At 64.4% G+C, this 20,994-nt stretch carries 14 protein-coding genes and 1 pseudogene; 3 read left to right on the top strand and 12 right to left on the bottom strand.

Annotation, left to right across the window (positions count from 1 at the left end):
• Positions 1–305 precede the first annotated feature (305 nt).
• The 6 genes from HMPREF3044_RS02045 to HMPREF3044_RS02020 form a co-directional block, all read right to left on the bottom strand.
• On the bottom strand, positions 306–1,856 hold the full coding sequence (locus tag HMPREF3044_RS02045) for an acyl-CoA carboxylase subunit beta (protein ID WP_070739087.1): 1,551 nt from the start codon (positions 1,854–1,856) through the stop codon (positions 306–308).
• Positions 1,856–6,487: a type I polyketide synthase gene (locus tag HMPREF3044_RS02040; protein ID WP_083318103.1), complete on the bottom strand. Its 4,632-nt coding sequence runs from the start codon at positions 6,485–6,487 to the stop codon at positions 1,856–1,858. The genes HMPREF3044_RS02045 and HMPREF3044_RS02040 overlap by 1 nt, the downstream gene beginning before the upstream one ends.
• Positions 6,488–6,577: 90 nt before the next feature.
• The gene (locus tag HMPREF3044_RS02035) at positions 6,578–8,371 is read right to left on the bottom strand and encodes an AMP-binding protein (protein WP_070739083.1); all 1,794 of its coding nucleotides are present in this window, start codon (positions 8,369–8,371) and stop codon (positions 6,578–6,580) included.
• Positions 8,372–8,446: 75 nt separating this feature from the next.
• Positions 8,447–9,346 (bottom strand): cutinase family protein, encoded by a 900-nt coding sequence (locus HMPREF3044_RS02030; RefSeq protein WP_070739081.1) that lies wholly within the window; start codon positions 9,344–9,346, stop codon positions 8,447–8,449.
• A 3-nt stretch (positions 9,347–9,349) separates the two neighbouring features.
• Positions 9,350–9,802, bottom strand: coding sequence for a DUF732 domain-containing protein (locus tag HMPREF3044_RS02025; RefSeq protein WP_070739079.1), 453 nt, complete (start codon positions 9,800–9,802; stop codon positions 9,350–9,352).
• A 3-nt stretch (positions 9,803–9,805) separates the two neighbouring features.
• Complete coding sequence (locus HMPREF3044_RS02020) at positions 9,806–11,692, bottom strand: alpha/beta hydrolase-fold protein (RefSeq protein ID WP_070739077.1); 1,887 nt, start codon at positions 11,690–11,692, stop codon at positions 9,806–9,808.
• Between the two features lie 191 nt (positions 11,693–11,883).
• Here HMPREF3044_RS02020 and HMPREF3044_RS02015 point away from each other — a divergent pair, with 191 nt between their 5' ends.
• Positions 11,884–12,081, top strand: coding sequence for a DUF2283 domain-containing protein (locus tag HMPREF3044_RS02015; RefSeq protein ID WP_070739075.1), 198 nt, complete (start codon positions 11,884–11,886; stop codon positions 12,079–12,081).
• Between the two features lie 92 nt (positions 12,082–12,173).
• Here HMPREF3044_RS02015 and HMPREF3044_RS13590 read toward each other — a convergent pair.
• The 6 genes and pseudogenes from HMPREF3044_RS13590 to HMPREF3044_RS01985 all read right to left on the bottom strand — a co-directional run.
• Positions 12,174–12,482 (bottom strand): annotated as a pseudogene (locus HMPREF3044_RS13590) (ribbon-helix-helix protein, CopG family); the annotation flags it as partial.
• 166 nt (positions 12,483–12,648) lie between these two features.
• Positions 12,649–13,644, bottom strand: coding sequence for an alpha/beta hydrolase (locus tag HMPREF3044_RS02005; protein ID WP_070739071.1), 996 nt, complete (start codon positions 13,642–13,644; stop codon positions 12,649–12,651).
• Positions 13,645–13,705: 61 nt separating this feature from the next.
• A complete protein-coding gene (locus HMPREF3044_RS02000; protein WP_070739069.1) occupies positions 13,706–15,517 on the bottom strand; it encodes an arabinofuranosyltransferase AftB family protein in 1,812 nt (603 codons plus the stop codon).
• Between the two features lie 5 nt (positions 15,518–15,522).
• Positions 15,523–16,524 carry a decaprenyl-phosphate phosphoribosyltransferase gene (locus HMPREF3044_RS01995; protein ID WP_005388261.1) on the bottom strand — a complete coding sequence of 334 codons (1,002 nt, stop codon included), beginning with the start codon at positions 16,522–16,524 and terminating at the stop codon, positions 15,523–15,525.
• Entirely contained in the window at positions 16,508–17,059 is a 552-nt protein-coding gene (locus HMPREF3044_RS01990; RefSeq protein WP_005393280.1) for a phosphatase PAP2 family protein, read from the bottom strand. The genes HMPREF3044_RS01995 and HMPREF3044_RS01990 overlap by 17 nt, the downstream gene beginning before the upstream one ends.
• Positions 17,049–18,947, bottom strand: a complete 1,899-nt coding sequence (locus HMPREF3044_RS01985; RefSeq protein WP_005388253.1) for a glycosyltransferase — start codon at positions 18,945–18,947, stop codon at positions 17,049–17,051. The genes HMPREF3044_RS01990 and HMPREF3044_RS01985 overlap by 11 nt, the downstream gene beginning before the upstream one ends.
• A 98-nt stretch (positions 18,948–19,045) precedes the next feature.
• Here HMPREF3044_RS01985 and HMPREF3044_RS01980 point away from each other — a divergent pair, with 98 nt between their 5' ends.
• Both HMPREF3044_RS01980 and HMPREF3044_RS01975 read left to right on the top strand, forming a co-directional pair.
• The gene (locus HMPREF3044_RS01980; RefSeq protein WP_070739067.1) at positions 19,046–20,305 is read left to right on the top strand and encodes a hypothetical protein; all 1,260 of its coding nucleotides are present in this window, start codon (positions 19,046–19,048) and stop codon (positions 20,303–20,305) included.
• Positions 20,306–20,420: 115 nt separating this feature from the next.
• Complete coding sequence (locus HMPREF3044_RS01975) at positions 20,421–20,993, top strand: Panacea domain-containing protein (protein ID WP_070739065.1); 573 nt, start codon at positions 20,421–20,423, stop codon at positions 20,991–20,993.
• The last annotated feature ends 1 nt before the right edge of the window (position 20,994 follow it).

The following is a 20,994-nucleotide window of genomic DNA, read 5'->3' as shown; positions in this document are numbered from 1 at the left end:
AAATACAACCCCCTCAGCAGGGGGTTCCCTTCGCATGCCTGCGGGCGGGTGGCAACACTGCTGGGGTTGCTTTGGGGCGTCGGAAAGCAAAAAAGCGCACCCCGGAGGGGTGCGCTTGATTGGGGCTCTGCTTAGGAAGAGCCGAGGGGGATACCGAGAGCCGGAGCGATGTAGTTCGGCCACAGCGTCCCAATGAACGTCAGGATGTCTCCGACGATGTCAAGAGCGGTGCTCAGCATAAGTTTCTCCTCTCAGGGGTGATGAACGCAGGACAGTGTAATGGTTTTTCGGCGATCCTTCAACCCCTACATGGGCGAGATGGAACGCTTCTTGGCGACGCGGACCTCGACCTTGGAATCGAGCTGGCGAACGGCGCGGCGGAGCTCGAGGCGGGTGTCGCGAGGCTGGATCATGCGGTCGATGTAGCCACGCTCGGCGGCGACGTAGGGGGAGGTCATGTTCTCGTCGTAAAAGTCCATGAAGACTTTCTTCATGTGGGCGCGCTGCTTTTCGTTGTCAATCTTGGCGAGCTGCTTGCCCTGGATCATGACGACGGCGGCAGACGAACCCATGACGGCGACCTGGGCGGTCGGCCACGCCATGTTGAAGTCGCCGGAGAGGTTCTTGGAACCCATGACCGCGTAGGCACCGCCGTAGGCCTTGCGGACGATGAGGGCGATCTTGGGGACGGTGGCGTTGACCATCTCGTAGGCAAGCTTCGCGCCGCGGTGGATGAGGCCGACCTTCTCCTGCTGGACGCCAGGCATATAGCCGGGGGTGTCGACAACGAAGATGAGGGGGATGTTGTAGGCGTCGCAAATCTGGATGAAGCGGGCGCCCTTGTCGGCGGCGTCGGCATCGATGCAGCCGGCGGAGTGCATGGGATTGTTGGCGACAACGCCGACCGACCGGCCGTCGACACGCGCGAAAGCGGTGATGAGGTTGGGGGCGAAGTTCTCCTGGATTTGCAGGACGTTGTCGTCGTCGAAAAGCTTGGCGAGGAGATCAGCCATGTCATAGCCGGCGTTCGTGTCGTCGGGCATGAAGGAGTCCAGAGCGGGGGCCTCGAGCTCGTCGTCGGCCGGAGCGGACCAGCGCGGCGGCTCGTCGAAACACGTCGTGGGGAGGAAATCCAACAGGTCGTGGACGTAGTTGAAGGCGTCCTGCTCCGAGGAGGCGACGTAGGATACGTTGCCGTTGAGCTCCTGCTGGCGCGCGGAGCCCAGCTCAGAAGAGGTGATGTCCTCGCCGGTGACTTCCTTGATCACGGCGGGGCCGGTGACGTACATCTCCGCGCGCTCGTCGACGGCGACAACGAAGTCGGTGGTCACCGGGGCGTAGACGGCACCGCCCGCGCACTTACCCATGATGATCGAGATCTGCGGGCTGCGGCCGGAAAGTGGCAGCTGACGGCGGGAAATCTCCGAGTACATGGCCAGGGAGGTGACGGCATCCTGGATGCGGGCGCCGCCGGAGTCCTGGATGCCGATGACCGGGCAGCCGACCTTGATCGCCATGTCCATGACCTCGCAGACCTTGCGACCGAAGGTGACGCCGACGGAACCGCCGTAAACGGTCTTGTCGTGGGCGTAGATGACGACGGGGCGGCCGTCGATGCGGCCGTAACCGGTGACGACGCCGTCGGAGTACGGGGCGTCGGGATCGCCGGGGGTGCGACCGAGGGCTCCGACTTCGACGAAGGAGCCTTTGTCCAACAGCGCGTCGATACGCTGGCGCGGGGTGGTCAGCCCGGCCGCGTCACGCTTGGCGCGCGAACGCTCACTGCCCGGATCCTTCGCCTGCTCGAGACGGGCCCGAAGGTCAGCGAGTTTTCCTGCTGTGGTTGAAAGATCCATTACATTCCTTTGATTCGCCGCGTAAGGTAAGCACCCACGGTGGCAATTTCTGGTTCGTCTACGACACCCAGGTGATCCCCGTGGAGCTGGATGATCTCCAAATCGTCCACAATAGTAGACCACCCCCCGTCGGGGTCAATTTTTGCGTACCGCGGCTCCAGCTCGATGGCGCCGTCGTGCATCCGCTCGGCGCGGAACAGCATGACGGGCGCGGTGACGTGGGACCAGCGGTTGAAGTCCACCTTGTCCAAGATGCGGTTATCGACAAACGAGGCGCGCTGGTGCTCGAGGACGCCGGCGGCCAGGCCGTGGCTGGAGGCGTCCGTGGTGGCCAGGAACTCGGTGAGCATGCCGATGACGGCGTCCTCGCCCTGGGTTTCCAGCATCTCGTACGGGACGGGGAATTCGAGGCCGTACGTCTTCTTGGCAAACTTTGCGTAGCGCTCCCAGCGGGCCTTCGTCTCCTCGAGGGTGTCCGGCACCTTCTCCGAGGGCTGCACCGTATCGAGAAGGACGATCGCGGCGACATCGCGGTCGAGCTGCGAGGCGACCTCGAAGGCGAGGGCGCCGCCGAAGGACCAGCCGCCGAGGATGATCTTGTGGTCGCCGGCGAGCTCTTCGATCTCGGGGAGATAGGCCTTGGCGCGGTCCTCGAGGGAGCCTTCCAGGCGCTCGATGCCGTAGACCGGGACGTCCTCGGGAAGCCTGCGGGTCAGGGGCTGGTAGACGACGGAGGAGCCGCCGGCCGGGTGGAAGAGGAAGACGGCGGGCTCGTCGGAGCCTGCGGGGCGCTCGCGCAGCACGCGGACGTTGCCGGTGACCTCGGTTTCCAGGCCCTCGCGGACGTGGTTGGCCAGGGGCTCGAGGGTGCGCGCTGCGCGGACCTCGTCGGCCGTGATCTCGACGTTCGCGCGCTCGGACAGGCGCTCGGCGATCTTGGTTGCGGTTTCCTCGTCGATTTCAGGAAGTGTGCTGGTCACGCCGGCGGCAGCGGCACCGGTCATGCCGGCCCAGGTGGCGAAGACGAGGCGCTCGGAGGCGTCGCGGGGTGCGACACCAACGCCCTCGCTTCGCTCGGGCGTGAGGTTCTGGGGCTGCTTGTCGACGGCCTTGAGTTCGGATTCCTTGCCGGCGACGGCTTCCTCGACCATGGTGACGACGTCGGCGACGGAGGCGTCGCGAAGCGCCTGCACGTTGAGCGGCGGGATCTGGAAATCGTTTTCCACGCGGTTCTTGATGCGCATGCCCATGAGGGAATCCAGGCCCAGGTCAATGAGGGGGAGCTCCTCGGGGAGATCCTCTACCTCGTAGCCCATGGACTCGGAAACAATCGAGAGGAGGCGCTCCTTGATGGTCTCCCCGGAGTCAGGCTCCCAGTGGCGCTCTTCAATCTCCACTGGGGGCTCCGCTGGCGGGGCGCCCGCTGACGCAGACGCGTGAGATGGAAGCGTCGAAAAGCCCTCTGCGAGGAGATGATCGGAGTAAACCTCGACGTTGACACCACCGATGTGCTTGCGGGCCAGGACAGTGACCTCGCCGGAGGTGGGCAGGGGCGCGTGATCCTCGGAAGCGACGAGCTCGGAGCCGGGAAGCAGTGCCTGGGCGGCTTCCTCGAGGAGAGCGTAGGCGCTCGGGCAGCGCTCGGCCAGCGCCGAGAATGCCAGCTGGCCCGTGGGGAGGGTGACCGGGGCGGACAGGAGGGTGCCGGTGCCGGGCTGCGAGGAGCTCGGGGTGGCGGCCGTCCAGTAGGAGGTGTCCTTGAACGGGGTGTGCGGGAGCGTCGCCGTGGGGCCGGTGCCGTAAACCTCGCCGAAGGCCACCGGACTGCCGGCGGCGTACAGCTTGGCCAGGAGCTCGGCGATCGTCTGCCCCTCGTCCATCTTCCGCTTGAGGGCGAAGGTGAGCTGCGCGTCGGGCTTGCCGACGGCGAAGGCCGTGGCCATCATGCCCATGAGGCCCACGGGGTTGGGCGAGATCTCCACGAGGGTGTTGTGGCCGGCGCCGAACGCCTGCTCGGTGGCGTCCTGGAAGTAGACGGAGCCGCGGGTGCACCGCAGCCAGTAGTCCGCGTCGTGAATCGTCGTCCCGGCCGGGTAGACAACGCCCTGATCGACGGAGCTGAACAGGGGGATGGTGAGGGGCTGGGGATCGATATCGCAAATCTCGGCGGCAAGCTCGCCGAGCAGGGGGTCGAGGGCGCTCGTATGGCCGGCACCCTTCACGTTCAGGGCGCGGGCGAACTTGCCCTCGCCGTCGAGCTTGTCGACGAAGTCCAGCACCAGCTGGCGCGGGCCGCCGACGGTGGTCATGCCGGGGCCGGCGAAAACGGCGGGCTCGATGCCGTCGGGAAGCTCATCGGCGGGGACCTCGACGACGGCCATGGCGCCCTGGGTCTCCTCGGTGAGCATCGCCTCGCCCTCGCCCATGAGGCGGGCGCGGTGGCAGGCGATCATCATCGCGTCGTGGGCGGTCAGGCCACCGCAGGCGTAGGCGGCGGCGATCTCACCCATGGACATGCCCATGACGGCGGCGGGTTTAGCGCCGAAGTGGGCGAGCAGGTCGGTCAGGGCGATCTGGATGGCGGTGATGGTGGCCTGGGCGGTCTCCGTGTTGTAGGTCTGGCCGTCGTCGGTGATGATGTCCACCATCGACCAGCCGGACTCGAACGTCACCAGTTCATCGAGCTCATCGATGCGCTGTTTGAACAGTGTGGACTGGTAGTAGAGGTGCTTCGCCATCTTGCGGTGCTGGGAACCGAAGCCTGTGTAGACGAAGACGGGGCCGGCGGTGCTTGGAGCGTCGGAAACCTCGATGCCCGGGCCCTTCTTGCCCTGGGAGACGAGCTCCAGGCGGTGGCGCAGCTGCTCCTCGTCGGCGGCGACGATGGCGGCGCGGGAACGGCCGTGGTTGCGGCGCGCGGTGGCGCGGGCGACGGCGTGCGGGTCGGAGAGGTCGGCGTCGAGCAAGCTCGTCGCGGCTTCGCGACGGCGCGAGGGCAGCAGGCCGGAGACGGTGACCACGGCCGGGGCGTCGAGCTGCTGCTGGACGTTCTTTGGATCGCCAGCGTAGGAGGAGACGACGACGTGGGCGTTCGTGCCGCCGAAGCCGAAGCCGGAGACGCCGGCGATCTTCTCGCCGGAGTACTCGGGCCACTCGCGGGCGTCGGTGACGACCTCCAGGTGCTGGCCGTCGAAGTCGATGTAGGGGTTCGGCTCGTCGAAGCCGAGCGACGGCGGCAGGGTGTCGTGCTGCATGGACAGGACGACCTTGGCCAGCGCGGTGGCGCCGGCAGCGGACTCGGAGTGGCCGAAATTCGTCTTCGCGGAGCCGATGAGGACCGGATCGGCGGCGTCGCGGCCGACGCCGAGGACGGTGCCGATGGCTTGGGCCTCGATCGGGTCGCCAAGAATGGTGCCGGTGCCGTGGGCCTCGATGTAGTCCACCTGGCGGGGATCGATGCCGGCGTCGGCGTAGGCGCGGCGCAGGACATCGACCTGGGCGTCCGGGTTCGGGGCGGTGAGACCGTTGGAGTGGCCGTCCTGGTTGACGGCGGAGCCGCGGATGACGGCGAGGATGTGGTCCCCGTCGGCTTCCGCCTCGGCAAGTCGCTTGAGGGCGAACAGGCCCGCCGCGTCGCCGCGGACGAAACCGTCGGCGGAGGCGGAGAAGGCGTGGATCCCACCGGAGGGGCTGATGACGCCGAGTTCACCGAACGCGGTGGAGATAAACGGCGCGGCCATGACGTTGACGCCACCGGCGAGGACGAGGTCCGCGTCGCCGTCCCGCAGCGCCCGCACACCCTGGTGGATGGCGACGAGCGAGGAGGAGCAGGCGGTGTCGACGGCCACCGAGGGACCGCGGAAATCGAAAGTATAGGAAATGCGGTTGGCGATAATCGAGGAGGCGGTGCCGGTCAGGGCGTAGGGGTGCGCCTCGGCGGGATCCGAGGTGACGAGCATGCCGTAGTCGGAGTTGGAGGAACCGACGAAGACGCCGACGTGCTCCCCGCGCAGCGTGTTTGCGGGGTAACCGGCGTTTTCGAGGACTTCCCAGGCCAGCTCGAGCATGATGCGCTGCTGCGGGTCCATGTTCGCGGCCTCGACGGGAGACAGGCCGAAGAATTCGGCGTCGAAGGAGGCGATGTCCTCGAAGTAGCCGCCGGTGAGGTTGACCTCTTCCATTTTCTGCGCCGTGACCGGGTCCGCGAGGTATTCCTTCCAGCGCCCGGCGGGCTTGTCCCCCACCGTCGAGGTGCCGGTCTCGAGCAGGTTCCACAGGGTATCGAGGTTGTTGTCATGTCGCGAGTCGGCCCCCGGCACGCGGTTGGCGAGGCCGATGATGGCGACGTCACGGCCTGCGGCGACGTGTCCTTCGCCCACGCCGCTATATTCCGGCTCCGCCGGAGAAGCCGTGAGGGCGTTGGCGAGCGCCGCGATGGTGGGGTGCTGGTAGACGATTGTCGGGTCGACAGGTTTGTCTAGGAGGTTTTGCAACTCCCCGGACAGGACGACCGCGTCGCGGGAGCTAAGTCCCAGCGAGGTGAGGTCCGTGTCCACGCTAATAGTGTCGAGGTCACTGTCGGTAGCTGTCGCTACCCACTCACGAATCCACGTGATAAGTTTCGTTGACACCAGCGTTAACCCTTTCGTCTATATGTGCACACAAAAGCGTGCCCCGTGCGGGGCGCGCTATGTAGTTTATAGTCCCACTCGCCGGAAACGTTACTTTCCAGCGATGTAGTTCTTTTGGTTGAGCTTACGGGCGATCTTGCCCGAGGAGCTGCGGATAATCTCACCGGGGTGGAAGAGCCGGACATCGGCGGGCTGCACGCCGTGGGCGGCGCTGACGGCCCCGGTGATGGTCTCGATGATCGTCGCATCGTCGGCGGTCACATCGGTGGCGCGCTCGGCGAGGATGATGAGCTTTTCGACGTCCTCGCCAGGCACGGCGAAGGCGGCGACGGCGGAGACCTGGTCGGTGGCTTCGGCGACGGTGGACTCGATGTCCGCCGGGTAGTGGTTGCGGCCGGCGATGACGATGAGGTCCTTGCGGCGGCCGGTGATGAACAACTGACCGTCGACAAATGCCCCGAGGTCGCCGGTGGCGAGCCAGGCATCGTCGTCGGGGGCACCGGCGGCGCGGTGGCCGGCGGTGCCGAGGCGGTTGACGAAGGTCTCGGCCGTATCGTCGGGGCGCTGGTAGTAGCCGCCGGCGACGTTGGAGCCGTGGATGAAAAGCTCACCCACCTGACCGTCGGGAAGCTCATCATGGGTGTCCGGATCGACGACGACGAGCCACTGGGGGCGGACGACCTCACCGACGGCGGTGGCGGTGACCGCGTTGTCGGGCGAGGAAACGGTGACCGCCTGGCCGTCGGCAAGCTTCTCCCGATCGAAGTAGACCGTGTACGGGCGGTTATCCGTCTGCGGGGTGGTGACCAGGAGCGTTGCCTCCGCCAGACCGTAGGACGGGCGGATTGTCTCGCGACGGAGACCGAAGGGGGCGAACGTGTCGACGAACTGATTGACCGTGGAGATCGTCACCGGCTCCGAACCGTTGATGATGCAGTCGACGGCGGAGAGGTCGAGCCCCTCAGTGGGCGTGGCGTAGCGGGCGGCGAGCTCGAAGGCGAAGTTCGGCAGGACCGTGTAAACATTTTCGTCGTCGGCGCGGCGATCCAGCTGCGTGAGCCAGCGGGTCGGCTCCTGAATGAAGGCCTGCGGGGTCATGAGGTCCAGCTCAAAGCCCACGGCGAGGCACATCACGGCGAGGATGATGCCCATGTCGTGGTGCAGCGGCAGCCACAGGACGACGCGCGCCGGCTCCTTGATCTTCGCGGCCATGAGGATCTGGATGACGTTGGCGAGCATCGAACGGTGCGTGATGATGACGCCGGCAGGGGTGCGCGTGGAACCGGAGGTGTACTGCATGAACGCCGGGGAATCGAGGCCCACGGGGACGGGCTGATAGTCCCGTGCCAGCGCCGCCGGAACCGCGTCGACGGCGATGACGCGCGTGCGCTCGGCCTGCGGGCGGTCCGACTGCAGCGCGCGCACGGCGCGGGCCGAGTGGCGGTTGGTGAGGATGACAGCAGGCTCGCAGTCTGCCATGACGGCGGCGAGGTGGCCGGAGTGGCCCGGCTCGTTCGGGTCGTAGAGTGGCACGGGGACGAGCCCGGCGTACATCGCGCCGAGGAAGCCGATGAGGTAGGCGGGCGAGTTCTCTGCCAGGATTGCCGCGCGGTCGCCGGGCTGTGCCACCTGGCCGAGGCGGACGGCCAGCGCCTTCACGCGGGCGTTGATCTCCGCCGCAGTGAGCTCCTCAACGACGCCCTCGCGGGAGGTGGAGAAGTCGTGATTCCTCAGCACGGGTCGCGCTTCGCGCGACGCGTCCGAGGAGGCATTCCCACTCATAGAGAGGATCAGTTCGGACAGTGCGGGCACACTGAGGGTGGGCGGGAGAGCCAGGTTGCCGTCGGGGCCAACGAACTGCGTAATGGCGGATGAAATCTTCATAAAACTCCTTCGGGTGATGTCTTCATTGCTACATATCGAAGTAACCGCAGGCGCGTGTTACTTTTGCATGCAAAATTACCCGTTTATGATTCCATGCATCCAATCCACTGTCCACTGATTTGCCGTTGTCCCCGGGATGACATTGGGGTTGGTGGCGTACATGGCGTGGACACCGTTGGCATCGATGAGCGCTTGCGCGCGGCCGAGGGCGTTTTCGACGTCAATGGGAGCGTCGCAAATCGAATCGTCTGGGGCGCAGATCTCGTTCACCCTGCCATCCAGCTCGCCGAAGCCGCCCGCACGGGTGCCACGCATGGTGGCCTGCGGGACGATCGGCTGAATGAGGGCATTGACCGGGTGCAGCGCGATCTCCGCGCCGACGCCCGCCACGGGGTTGCCCACGACCTGGCCGTAGGCGGATTCACGGCGCCCGTCCGCGATGAGGGTGACGCCGGCAATGGACTCCGCAGGAATAGAGGCCCGGGCGTTGCCGATTTCACTGGCGACATCCCCCATGATCACCGCGCCCTGCGAAAAGCCGGCGAGGATGAAGGGTGTCTGCGGGCACTCGGAATGAGTCTTTTCCATTTCCTTAAGGAGCGTTGCCGTCCCCTCTTCGCGGGAGGCGTCGTAGCTCTTCTCCCCCATCGACTGAATGTTTTTGAACTCAGCCGTGTAGGGCAGCGTCCACACCTTGACGTCGTCCGGGGCGTAGGCCGCCTGGATCGGCTGGGTGATGGACAGCATGAAGCTCTGCGGGTTGAAACTCGGGGTGATCGGGTCGTCATCCTTGGCAGATTCCCACGTCCCCGGCGCGGACAGCACCTCATAGCGGGGACACATCGCCTCCGGAGCCGGCGGCGTGGGGGGAGGAGTTGGCCCCTCCTTCTTCTCGCCGGAAATCCACAGGACTATTCCGGCGATGATGATAGCGAGGACGATGAGGGCGGCGAGGACAGTGAGTATTTTCTTCATGTGTTAGCACAGGTGATCGGAGGCAGCGGCGCGAATCACGTTGGAGGCCTCCTCGGGTGTCAGATCGGTCTTTTTCTGTTCAACGAGCTGACCACCGACGGCAGGGATGATGTAGGAATCCTTGCCGGCGCGGCAGGCCTGCTGGCCGGCCCCGATCAGCTGATCCTCCATGCCCTGGGTGGTGATCCCCTGCTCATCAAGCTGCGCAAGGTAGTCCACCTCCCCGTCCGTCCGCTTATCCTGCGGCACGGGAACGGAGGAGACCTCGCTGGCCTCGCCGTCCTGCACCTGGGGGGCGGTCTGACGGGGTGCGGCAGAACCCGTTGTCGGGTTCACGCTACGCTCAATTTTTGGGATACTCGTGGCAACTGTCTGTGAATCATCGGTGGACTCGCTCGTTGCCGACCCACAGGCTGTGAGCAAGAAAGCGAGTGCCACCAGGCTGAGTTTCTTCATCGGTTACTTCTCCACAATTTTGCCGTTGATCTGAGAGATGGTCCCGTGCTCGAAGACGACCTTCTCGCCGCCGGCAGGGATCTTCTCCTGGTCCTTGGCCGGGAAGCCGAACTTGCCGTTCTCCCAGCCGGCTTCGCCCCAGGCGTCGCGGATCGGGCCGTTGAAGATCACATTCGCGCCGGTTGCCGGGGACCAGTAGATGGTGCCCTCCTCGAAGCGCTGCAGCGCGCCACCGTTGATAAGCTCCTCGTTGCCCACCGGGGCGCCGAGCTTGGAGTTCACCGTGTCAAGCAGGCCGTACTTCTTGGCGATCTCGCCGCGGACCCAGTAGGCCTTGTCGCTGTTGCGGACGATGAAGCCACGCTGGAAGGTCTGCACCAGCTTGCCGTCGTGCTCCTTCGGTGCCGACACAGGGTAGCCCAGGTCGCCGGCCTCCCAGCCGTTCTCACCCCAGGCATCGAACATGTCCTTGGGGATGGCCTGGGCGTCCGTCTCCGGGGTCCAGTAGATGGAGCCGTTTTGGAAGTGCACGTACCGACCGTGACCGTCCGGGGTTACCTGCTCACCGGTCGTCGGGAAGCCGAGCCAGCTTTCGGGACCGCCAGCCTCGGCGTAGACAGCACCGATCCGACCGAAGAGGACGTGGGCGCCCGTCTCGGGCGACCAGTAGGCGCGGCCGCGGCGGAAGTCCTGTGCTTTGCCACCCTTGACGTCGTACTCGTTGACCGTACAGGAACCGTAATCGCCGCTCGCGGTGGCCTCGGCGATCGCACCGACCGTGGCGCAGTCGGCGCCACGATCCTCCTTGGACAGGCCGAGGGAATCGGCGATGTACGGCCAGGCCTGCACCATCTCAAACTGCCAGTACGGCCAGGCGTGGACGCCACTTCCACGGAACTGTGAGATGACTTTCAGACCCGCCCGGTTCGCGCGATCGACGAAAGTCTGGGTGGTCATGCGGGAAACCACCTCCAGGCCGATGCCCGCCGGATTGGCCGGACCCGTCGCCACCGACCCCGGCTCGCCGAAGTCGTCTTTACCCGAACCGGAGGACACGTAGACCGTCTTGCCCTTCAGCGCGTCGAGGCCGAGCTTCGGATCGTGATCAATCCACTGCTGGGATCCATCCGGGCCCCACATGGCCGTGGCATCGTAGCCACCGGCATCGGAGAGCGCACCGCGGATGGCCAGTGGCATGCCCGGCGAGGTGGTATCCAGGTAGCCCGAGAACGAACCGACGAAGTTAAACATATCGGGACGGTGCTGGGCGAGGTTCATCGCCGCCGTGCCGCCCATGGAGATGCCCGTGATGGCGCGCTGGCCGTTGGAACGGTAGCCCTGCTTCAGCACGGCCGGCAGCTCCTGGGTGAGGAACGTCTCCCACTTGTAGTTTTTGCCGTTATTCTCCTTCAGCCAATCCGAGTAGAAGGAGCTTTCGCCACCAACCGGCAGGATGACGTTGACGTTCTTATCCGCGAACATCTGCTCAATGTTGGTGTTGATTGTCCAGCCGTTTTCGGTGTCCAGGGCGCGCAGGCCGTCGAGAGCCCACACCTCCGGGTAGGTCTTGGCCGGGTTGGAGTACCAGTCGCGGGCGAGCAGCATCTGCACCTGGACCGGCTCGCCGGGCATGGCGGCGGACTTGATGAAGACGGCGATGCGGCGGTCGGTGATCCACTCGACGCGGTCGACGGAGACACCGTCGGGAAGACCCTTGATCTCCGGGTAGTCCGTGCGGATCGGGGTGCGCTGGGGGACATCGTCCTGGAGGTAGTCGGAGAGTCCCGGCTGGTTAGGCACGCTCGGGAAGGAGCTTTGCGCGCCGGCGACCGGGGTGATGAGGAGGCTCAGGGCGAGCGGGTAGGCAAGATAGCGCAGTCGTGAAGACATGTGAAACTTCCTTTTTAACGTTTTTTCGCAGGGCAAATTGACTCAGGAAAAACGCAGGTCCGAAAGTTCCCCTCTTCCGGCGTCTGGTTTTGACTGCCATTAAGCTTAAGTGAAACTTGAGGGTTTGTAAAAGAGACACGCGGGCGGAGCGGCAGGGGCGGGCGTACGCGGTGTCTGGCAAGAATCGAGGCATGGAACTGACCTATGACGCTGAGGCCGATGCAGCGTATCTCTTGCCGGCAGCTGCGAGTACCCCCTCGGAAAAGCAGGTGGTGTGTGATGTGCAGGATGGAGAGGTGATCGTGGATATCGATGCGCGGGGCACGATCATCGGGATCGAGTTCGTCTGTGCGTCGCGGATACTGCCCGAAGAGTTTCAACGGGCGTAGATTACGCCCCAAGGAAGGGGTTACCAGGTGTTCAAGGTCTTTTCCAGCGCAAACCCATCAGCCGAGAAGATCGATGTACTTTTCTCTGGCTTTCATTGCATGGATGAAAACTTCTTCGCCGTCTGCTGAAACAACGACAACGGTTTCAAGAAGTCTGGCATGGGTATCGAACCCAAGACGTAGCTCTCGCCACTGCTCCGAATCATCATCCAGTGGTTCGACCCATAGGGAATCCGTTGCAGCCTGAAAAGCATCGCGAGCGCTGATGCCATGCTTAGTTGCAGATTTTGCCGCTCTCGCGCAGCTGTTAAGGCAGCGATGGCTTGGCGCACGAGCTCAGACCGCGAGAGATCCCTCTCTGCAGCGAGTCGATCGAGCGACTCCAGCTCATCCGTCGTTAGGCGAACAGCAACGACGTGCGCTGGGTCAGCGGCGCGACCACGCTTCTTTAGCTCGTCAACGTCGTAGCCCCCTTCCGCTTCCGCGACCCACTATTCCAACTGTTCTTCAGTGACGAAATAAAAAATCGGCGCACCCGAAAGGGGTGCGCCGATCAGAGTGGTTTTGTTACCAGGCGTTCATGACATCGAGGATGCGGGGCTTGGTGCGGATCATCTGGTCGCGCCAGTTCATCCAGTTGTGGAGGCCGGTCTTGGGGTAGTCGGCGGTGACGTGGAGGCCGGTGGCGCGGGCCTTGGTTTCCCAGAGGGTCGTCGAGTAGGCGGAGAACCACTCGAGGAGGGCACCGGAGATCTTCTGGCCGGTGGGATAGCCGGCATCGGCAGGGCCGGGGATGCCGGGGCCGGCGGAGATGTAGACGTCTGTGTTCTTTAGGCCGCCCATGTTCCAGAAGGGATCGTTCTCGAAGCGGCGGGGGTTGATGGTGGAACCGTACATCGTGAGGATGTTGAAGCCACCGACATCGAGAAGCGCGAGGCGGAGCAGGGACTGCATGCCCGGCAGGGTCGTGGTGAGGTAGCCGGACCAGCTGATGGCCTGGCGGAACTGGTCGGGGTGCTTGGCGGCGAGCGAAATGGCCGCGGTGGCGCCCATGGACAGGCCGGCGATGGAGTTGTTGTTGCGCGCGACACCGAAGTTCGTCTCCAGGTAGGAGGGCAGCTCCTGGGTGAGGAAGGTCTCCCAACGGTACTTCACGGGCTGTTTGAAGTTGAAGGTGGCTGGGCCGTCCCAGTCAGAGTAGAAGGAACCGGCACCGCCGGCGGGCATGACGAGGGTGATGTTGGAATCGACGAAGAGCTCCGCCGCGTTCACATCGGTGGTCCAGGCGGAGCGGTCCGGGAGAGCGCGCATGCCGTCGAGAAGGTATAGGCCTGCGTTGCCGCCACGGACGGCCGGCTGGATGTGAACCGGGATGTGCCTTTCCATGGACGGGGACCAGACGGTGCAGTACTGGACCCAGTTTTGTGCCTGGTCCCACTCGCACTGGCCGGTGGAATCGTTGCGCAACCAGTCACGGTTTGCGGCCTGGGCGGCCGGCGTCACGGTAACGGCCAACACAAAGGCCATGATTGCCGCGACGGCGCGTCGCATCAACTTCCTCATATAAAACTCCTCCGGTATCTTTCATTTGTCACACACTATATCGGTAGGCACCCACGAAGCGTTACTCCCAAGTGAGAAAAGTCTGCGGATGGGTATCGTCACCCCAGCGGATCGGCCAAACAATGGTCGCGTCCTTTTCCACCGGCTTGTCGGCGTAATCCTCCAGATCGTGCGACACCTCGAGGGTGCGGCCGTTCTTCAGAGCCCACTTCATGTTGTCGAAGAACCGCTGCGGCGTGAGCGGGGCCTTGTAGGTTGCGGCGAGGTCCACGAGATCAGAGGTGAACAGGGCATCGCGGGCGGCCGGAACCTTCTCCGGCTGGGCGAACGGCGGGAGGCGGTGAACGTCGGAGGCGCTGGCCGCCAGCTGCCAGTACTCCGGCAGGTACTTGTCGTGGCCGATGCGCGCCCCCTCGAGGCGTGGCCCGCGGGCGGCCAGCGGGGTGGAGAGGCCGATGGTATCCAGAACGCGGACGTTGAGCGGGGCGTTCATGCTCGTCATACCCATGTTGGTGTAGTAGATGGTGATCGGGATGGAATCCATCTGGTGGGTGTAGGCCGGGGCGGACTCGCGCACCATGCGGGGCACGGTGATCCAGCCGAACTCTTCCGGATCCTTGTTTTTCAGGATCGGCATGAGCATGCCTGTGGGCTGGGAGAAGGCCTCCTCAAGAGCCTCCGTGTAGCCGCTCATGCGGTCTGCCTTGAGGAAGTCCGTGGCTGTGAGCATCGGGTCCTCGACGGTGTGGTGAGTAATCCGCAGCCAGAAGGCGCGCTCGTCGACGATGTCCAGGGTGGACGGGTCGTCGTTGTAGTACCAGTGGTAGCCGTTGACGGAGACGACGATCGCCCACACGGCCACGGCCGCGGGGATAATCGCCTCGATGATATGGCGTACCGGCAGCACCCACACCGGCTGCAGCATCGCGTAGAGCGGCAGCAGGAGCATCCGGCCGTGCATGAAATCGCCGCCGACGCGGACGACGTAGAGCACGTGGATGAGCCCGCAGACGAGCATGAGAATGACGACCATCGAGCGGGAACGCAGCTCGAACCGGCTCGGCCGACGCACGACGGCGAGGATGCCACCGGCCACGACCAGCGCCAGGACGAGCCAGAGGTTATAGGCATCCGTTAGGTCCCGGACGTATTTCCAGCCCTGCTCCCACATGGCACCGGAGGCGGACTTCGCCACCGCCGTGTGCGGCACGAGGAGACCGTAGTAGCCCATCCGGAAAATCTCGTAGCCCAGCGGCACCGGCAATGCCACGGCGATGAGCTTCCACGTCGGGCGGGCGGCGAACAGCAGCAGGCCGATGAAGGCGCCGTAGAGAGCTAGCTCGGGGCGGACGAGCCAGGACAACCCCGCCCAGAAGGCGAGGAACAGCCCACCGTTCGTCTCCGCGTCAGTAGAGGCCCAGCGGACGAGCAACGCCCAGGCGACGGCGATCCAGAAAATGCACAATCCCCATTCGAGGCCCGAGGTGAAGAAGTCGCGGGCCGGGGGCAGCGCCAGGTAGACGAGGGCACCGACGGGGAGAACGAAGGATCCCCAGTGCATGCGGGCGGACGCCCACGTGGAGATCGCCACAGCAGCGACCGAAAGCCCGAGGGCTAACCAGAGGGCGATGATCTCCAGCCGGGCGTCGGAAAGCAAACTGACAGCATAGATGAGGTACTGCCAGAGCGTTGACGTGTTGGCCTCGACGCGCTCGCCGGCGTTGAAGACGGGGCCGTGGCCGGCCAGGAGGTTGCGGACGGTGCGCAGGACGATGAGACCGTCGTCCGACATCCAGCGGCGCATCCAGCCCCAGATGCCCGTGCAGACGGCGAGAACGACGACGAGGAGGCTAGCTTCGACCTTGCGGATCATGGTACCTAGAGGACCGCCGGGGTGATATAGACGGCGAGGACGATGCAGACGAGCCACGCGACCGCGAGGAGCTGCAGCGTGCGGTCCGTCAGCGCCAGCTCATCCGGGGCACCACCGTCGCCACGGTCAACGTCGGCGGCGTAGCGGAGGATCGCGATGGTGAACGGGACCATGGAGATCTGGTACCAGATCGCGCCGGCAGAACCCGCCTGGCGGGCGGCCTCAGCCATCTCGAAGCCCCACAGGGAGTAGCTCATGACCACGGCCGTTGCCGACAGCGTCCAGACGAAGCGCAGGTAGGTGTCCGTGTAACCGGCCAGCGACTTGCGGATCTTCGCGCCCGTCTCGCGGGCAAGGATGAGCTCTGCGTAGCGCTTGCCGGAGGCCATGAACAGCGAGCCGAAGGCCGCGACGATGAGGAACCACTGCGACAGGTCGATCGAGGCGGCGACACCACCGGCCATCGCCCGCAGCATGAAGCCCGAGCTGACCAGGGCGATGTCCAGCACCGGCTGGTGCTTCCAGCCGAAGCAGTAGCCCAGCTGGAGGGCGATGTAGATGGCGACGACGATGGCCAGTGAGCTGCCCGCCGTGGCGAGGAAGGAGACGCCGATCGCCGCGACGATGAGCACCACCGCCATGACATAGGCGAGGTTCACCGGCAGCACGCCGGCGGCGATGGGGCGGAAGCGTTTGGTCGGGTGCTGGCGGTCGGACTCCACGTCGCGCGCGTCGTTGATGAGGTAGATCGAGCTGGCGGCCATGCAGAACACGGCGAACGCGATGACGATGTCGCGCAGCGTGCCGACGTTGGTGAGCGCCTCCGAGCCGGCAGCCGCGGGGGCGGCGACGACGAGGACGTTTTTCACCCACTGCTTGGGGCGCAACGCCTTAATCATGGCATCCGGCAGGTTCTTCGGGGGGCGCTTCTTTGACGCATTCGCGCCTGAATCCACAGGTGCCTCAATGCCCTGGGTGTGCGGCTCAGAGTTAAAGTCGTCCGGCACGGCTCAGAATCCTTCCTACAACGTTGCTTTTACGCACGGCAACGGCCGTCGCGGCGCCAAGCAGCGCGCCAGCCGTCACGTCCGTGGGGTAGTGTACGCCGAGCACCATACGCGAAGCCATCATCGCGGGAATGCCGACGTAGACGGCTTTATTGTCGATGATCCAGCCCGTGTAGACGAGCGCCGCCGTGGTGCTCGTGGCGTGCGAGGACGGAAAGCTCAGCGCACTGGGCGTGCCGACACCGATCTCGATGTCCTCGCGGTGCGGGCGCGGGCGGCGCACGATGCGTTTGAGGATGACGGAGGCCGCGTGGCTGGTAAACGCTGCGGTGCCCATCTCGATCCACGCCTTGCGGCGTGTTTTCGCGTCGAAAAGCGCGCCGGCGGCGGCGATGCCCATCCAGCCGAGCGCGTGCTCGCCGAAGTGGCTCATGCCACGGGCGGTCGCTCCCAGCGCGGGCTGCAGGCTACGTGTTGCCTCTTGCAGGGCGACGAGAATATCGGACTCGCCCCACGGATCACCTTTAATCTTCAAAAACCTCTCCCCATGCTTCGCGTGATGTCAACCACTCGTGGGCACCACGGTAGCGCTCACGCATTTCATCAAACCGCTGCACGACCTCCTGCTGAAGAGCATGCGACTCCTCCAGCAGCGCCTTGGCCTTGTCACGGTCACGCTTACGGTACACCACGCCGGTCCCGTCGGCGGTGGTGACCGTCGCGCCGTCGACACGCGACAGGGAGAACCAGCGGGCCTCGATCGGCGCCCAGTTCGCCTGCGGCACGTCGTGGTGCTCCTTATTCTCCTTGCTCAGGGAGTGCTTCAGCCCTTTTGCAAGCCAGATCGCCTTCTTCAGCGGCGCAAGCCTGCCACCGATGTCCTTGGTGGGGACACCCGGCGCGCCGGAGGGGCGCGGGAGATCCGCGGCGGTGGGGAGTTTCACCGCGTCGGGGTACTGCTTGCGGATGCCTGCCACCTTGGGCAGTGAGGACTCGAGGACGCGGAAAAGCTGCTCGGGACCGGCGAGGAAGTCCCGCATTGCCTCGTTTTGGATGGCGACCGTGGAGTACTCGAGGCACATGAGGTGCTTGATGGTGGCCTTCTGCATGCTGCGGAGGATCCCCTTGACGGGGCCGTCGTGGTGCAGCGCGGCGACGATGAGGCGGTTGCGGAGGTGGAAGTAGGCCTGCCAGTCGATGGCATCATCCTTGTCCGACCAGGCCATGTGCCAGATGGCGATGCCCGGCCAACTTGCCGTGGGGTAGCCCGCCTTGCCGGCGCGGATGCCGAACTCGGCGTCATCCCACTTGATGAACAGCGGCAGCGGCTGGCCGATCTTTTCGGCGACCTCGCGCGGGTACATGCACATCCACCAACCGTTGTAGTCGACATCGATGCGGCGGTGCAGGTCGCGGGAGTTCGGGGCGTCCGGCTTGTCGCCGAACTTGCCCTGATCGCTCAAGGGGTGCTTGGCGAAGTTGTGGTCGTAGTGGACGTGCGGGGCGGAGGTCCACATGAAGGTCACCGGGTCGATGACCTCGCCCATGGAGTGCAGGTGGCTGCGCTCCTGGAGGTTGAGCATCTGCCCGCCGACGAGCATCGGCTTTTCGGCGTAGCGGGACACGGCCAGCGCGCGGAGGATGGAGTCCGGCTCGATGGCGATGTCATCATCCATGTAGACGATGTAGGGGCTGTCCGGTGTCTTGTCCCCCAGCGCCTCGTACATGATGCGCGAGTATCCCCCGGAGCCGCCGAGGTTGCCCTGGCGGAACTCGAAGAAACGGTCGCCGAAGTGCTCGGTGATCTCCTGATAGCCGGGCTCGTCGGCGGGGTGCTTAGTGCCCTGGTCGGGCATGATGATCGCGTCGACGACTTTGTCTACCTCGGGATCCTCCGCCAGCGCGTAGAGGGCGGCGACGGCGTCCTGCGGCCGGTTGAACGTGGGAATACCCACGGTGACCTTGGCTTCTCCGGCGTGTTCGGCGGGCTCGCGGGGCGCCCACCATTCGGCGGAGACGATGCGGCAGTCCGATTCGGCGGTGATGTCGAACCACAGCCAGCCGCCGTCTTCGAATGGGGCGAGGGAGAGCTCGAATTCGTGGACGCCGTCTTCGACGAGTTCACCGCCGAGGCTGATGCGGGCACCGTCGATTTTTGAGCGGTAGCATTCCACACGCGCTGCGCCTTCCACCTCGATGCGGAGGATGACGGACTCGAGGACGGTCCAGCGCCGCCAGTAGGAGGCGGGGAAGGCGCCGAAGTAGGTTTCGAAGCTGACTTCTTCGCCTGCGGGGATGGTGAGGCTGAAGCGGTCACTCCAGCGGCACCCTCCTTCTTCTAAGAGGTACAGACTGCGTACGTCTTTCGGTTCTCCCCGGCGCGGGAGAAGTACCCGCTGGAGGCGCTCTACTGCCTTAGTCATGCCACATCCTTTGAACACGTATATTAACTCTCGCCCAATCCTAGTGCCCCGCCCAAATGCTATGGAGTTTCCGCGCCGATGGGTTACCATTAACCATTATGAAGCTTCTCGCCGCCCTGGCTACCGCTGCCCTTGCGCTCAGCGGCCCCACAGCCTATGCGGTCGAGGAGTCCACCCCGCTCGCGCTCGACGGGTCCATCTCGCTCGCGCTCGACGGACCGTTGAACGGGCCGGTGGAGATCTACGACGACTACGACCTCATCCCCTACAACCAGGAATGGGTCATCACCCAGCTCACCTACGACATCCAGTTCCCCGAAGAGGTCAAACGCCTGGCCTACGTGGTGTTCATGGACAACGAGTCCGACCTGTCGCGCACCATCGCCACCACCTACCCCGCGGAACTGCTCAGCGAGGACGGCAAGCAATTTGCTCCCGGCACCCTCATCATCGCCATCGGCGTGAACCCCAAGTCGAAGGGTATCTACTGCTCACCCGAGGTCTGTGAGGCCCTCGGCCTCAACGATTCCTCACACCTCGCCGGTGCTCGCTCGGCAATGGACGTCCACACCTCCCAGAACCGCTACGATCGTGCGCTTCTCGACGCTGCCCGGGTCGCCGCCGACCCGGAGGCCGCGAAGGATCACGTCCCCATGTGGCTGAAGATCTCCATGGGCTGGTTCATCGCCATGTGTGTCATCGCCACACTGTGGGGTGTCACCCGGCTTTTGCGGAACCGACAGCACTCCACCGCCGCCGATATCCGCTGGCTGAAAAAGAACGTGCCCTCCATCGCACTCGGATTCAAGCAGGTTGACCTGCAGGCGGAGGCGCTCCGCTCCCCGCTCGCCTCTACACAGCTGCACAAGCAGTGGGACTCCATCTCCAAGGAAATGAAGGAGATCGCCTCGCTTGTCGGCGCGCTTCCTGACCCCAAGGAACTGGGCAAGACGGAGAACCGCGACACCATGGAACAGGGCGTATCGGTCATGCGCAACAACGTGGAAGGCTTCCAGACGGCCTGCAGCAACATCGAATACCTCTACGCGCTGGAAAACGGCGACCCGAACGCCCGCGAAAACGAGCTGACCTGGCTCTCCCGCGACATGCGGCACACCCGCTCCGCCACCCGCGACAACGCACTTACGCTGCTTATCGAAGGCGCACAGAACCTGGCTCCCGCAGATCCCAACTTCATCCACGCCCTCTGCGACCTCTACACCGAGTACATTCCGTTTACCGACCAGCTCATGAGCATCAAGAACCTGGACAAGCGCCGGCTGCCCGCCGTGTGGGATTTCGACTGGCACCCCTGCTATTCCTTCTGCGAACTGCAGACATTCGAGTCGCTGCACTAGGATTTGTGGCTTTCCGCCATCGACTAGGTAATTCGGTGGATGTAGCGGGGTCATGAGACAGCTACACTAGGCGTTACCTGCTACGAAGACTACAAGAAATAGGAAGGAGCGCCCCATGGCTACTGTGCTTGACGCTGGACAATACATAACAGAGCTTGTCCCGAACGTGGACAAGATGAAACTTTACAAGCTTTGTTACTTTGCTCAAGGCTGGAATCTTGCATGGACCGGTCGGCGACTCTTCCCGGAAGATTTCCAGGCCTGGACTTACGGGTCCGTACCTGTTGAGCTGAGGAACTGTACCGATCCGATCGCGAACGGCAACACCATCCCATTCGTCCCCAGAGGCGACTCTAGTGAGCTCACCGTTGCGGAAAAGCGAACGATTGAGAGCATTGTCGACTTTTACGGCAAGAGCAGGTCTTTCCAGCTGTCCTTCGAGAGTCATGGGCTCGCTTGGCGCGAAGCCCGTGGGGGGCTACCCAATGAATCCCGTAGTAGCGACGTACTCCATACTGCGACAATCCGCAGGGAGTTTATTGAATATCTGCGATCTTCGGAAGAAAACCCAGTAGCTCCGAGAGAGAATTTGTTTCCAGAGCACGTCACGCTAGAGGAAGGCCTATCTCTCGCTGACCAGGTAAAGGAAACGTGGAAAGACTCTCTCGCTTTACTTGCAACCCGTTAAC

This window comes from Corynebacterium sp. HMSC073D01 (assembly GCF_001815555.1).
Taxonomy (GTDB): Bacteria; Actinomycetota; Actinomycetes; order Mycobacteriales; family Mycobacteriaceae; genus Corynebacterium; species Corynebacterium glucuronolyticum.
This window is presented reverse-complemented; position numbering and strand designations above follow the sequence as displayed.

What these genes read in the sequence shown, in the direction of transcription:
- HMPREF3044_RS02020 (WP_070739077.1), bottom strand. Translation starts at nt 11,692, where the DNA reads ATGTCTTCACGACTGCGCTATCTTGCCTACCCGCTCGCCCTGAGCCTC.
- HMPREF3044_RS02000 (WP_070739069.1), bottom strand. Translation starts at nt 15,517, where the DNA reads ATGATCCGCAAGGTCGAAGCTAGCCTCCTCGTCGTCGTTCTCGCCGTC.
- HMPREF3044_RS02035 (WP_070739083.1), bottom strand. Translation starts at nt 8,371, where the DNA reads ATGAAGATTTCATCCGCCATTACGCAGTTCGTTGGCCCCGACGGCAAC.
- HMPREF3044_RS01975 (WP_070739065.1), top strand. Translation starts at nt 20,421, where the DNA reads ATGGCTACTGTGCTTGACGCTGGACAATACATAACAGAGCTTGTCCCG.
- HMPREF3044_RS02045 (WP_070739087.1), bottom strand. Translation starts at nt 1,856, where the DNA reads ATGGATCTTTCAACCACAGCAGGAAAACTCGCTGACCTTCGGGCCCGT.
- HMPREF3044_RS02015 (WP_070739075.1), top strand. Translation starts at nt 11,884, where the DNA reads ATGGAACTGACCTATGACGCTGAGGCCGATGCAGCGTATCTCTTGCCG.
- HMPREF3044_RS01985 (WP_005388253.1), bottom strand. Translation starts at nt 18,947, where the DNA reads ATGACTAAGGCAGTAGAGCGCCTCCAGCGGGTACTTCTCCCGCGCCGG.
- HMPREF3044_RS02005 (WP_070739071.1), bottom strand. Translation starts at nt 13,644, where the DNA reads ATGAGGAAGTTGATGCGACGCGCCGTCGCGGCAATCATGGCCTTTGTG.
- HMPREF3044_RS02025 (WP_070739079.1), bottom strand. Translation starts at nt 9,802, where the DNA reads ATGAAGAAACTCAGCCTGGTGGCACTCGCTTTCTTGCTCACAGCCTGT.
- HMPREF3044_RS02030 (WP_070739081.1), bottom strand. Translation starts at nt 9,346, where the DNA reads ATGAAGAAAATACTCACTGTCCTCGCCGCCCTCATCGTCCTCGCTATC.
- HMPREF3044_RS01980 (WP_070739067.1), top strand. Translation starts at nt 19,046, where the DNA reads ATGAAGCTTCTCGCCGCCCTGGCTACCGCTGCCCTTGCGCTCAGCGGC.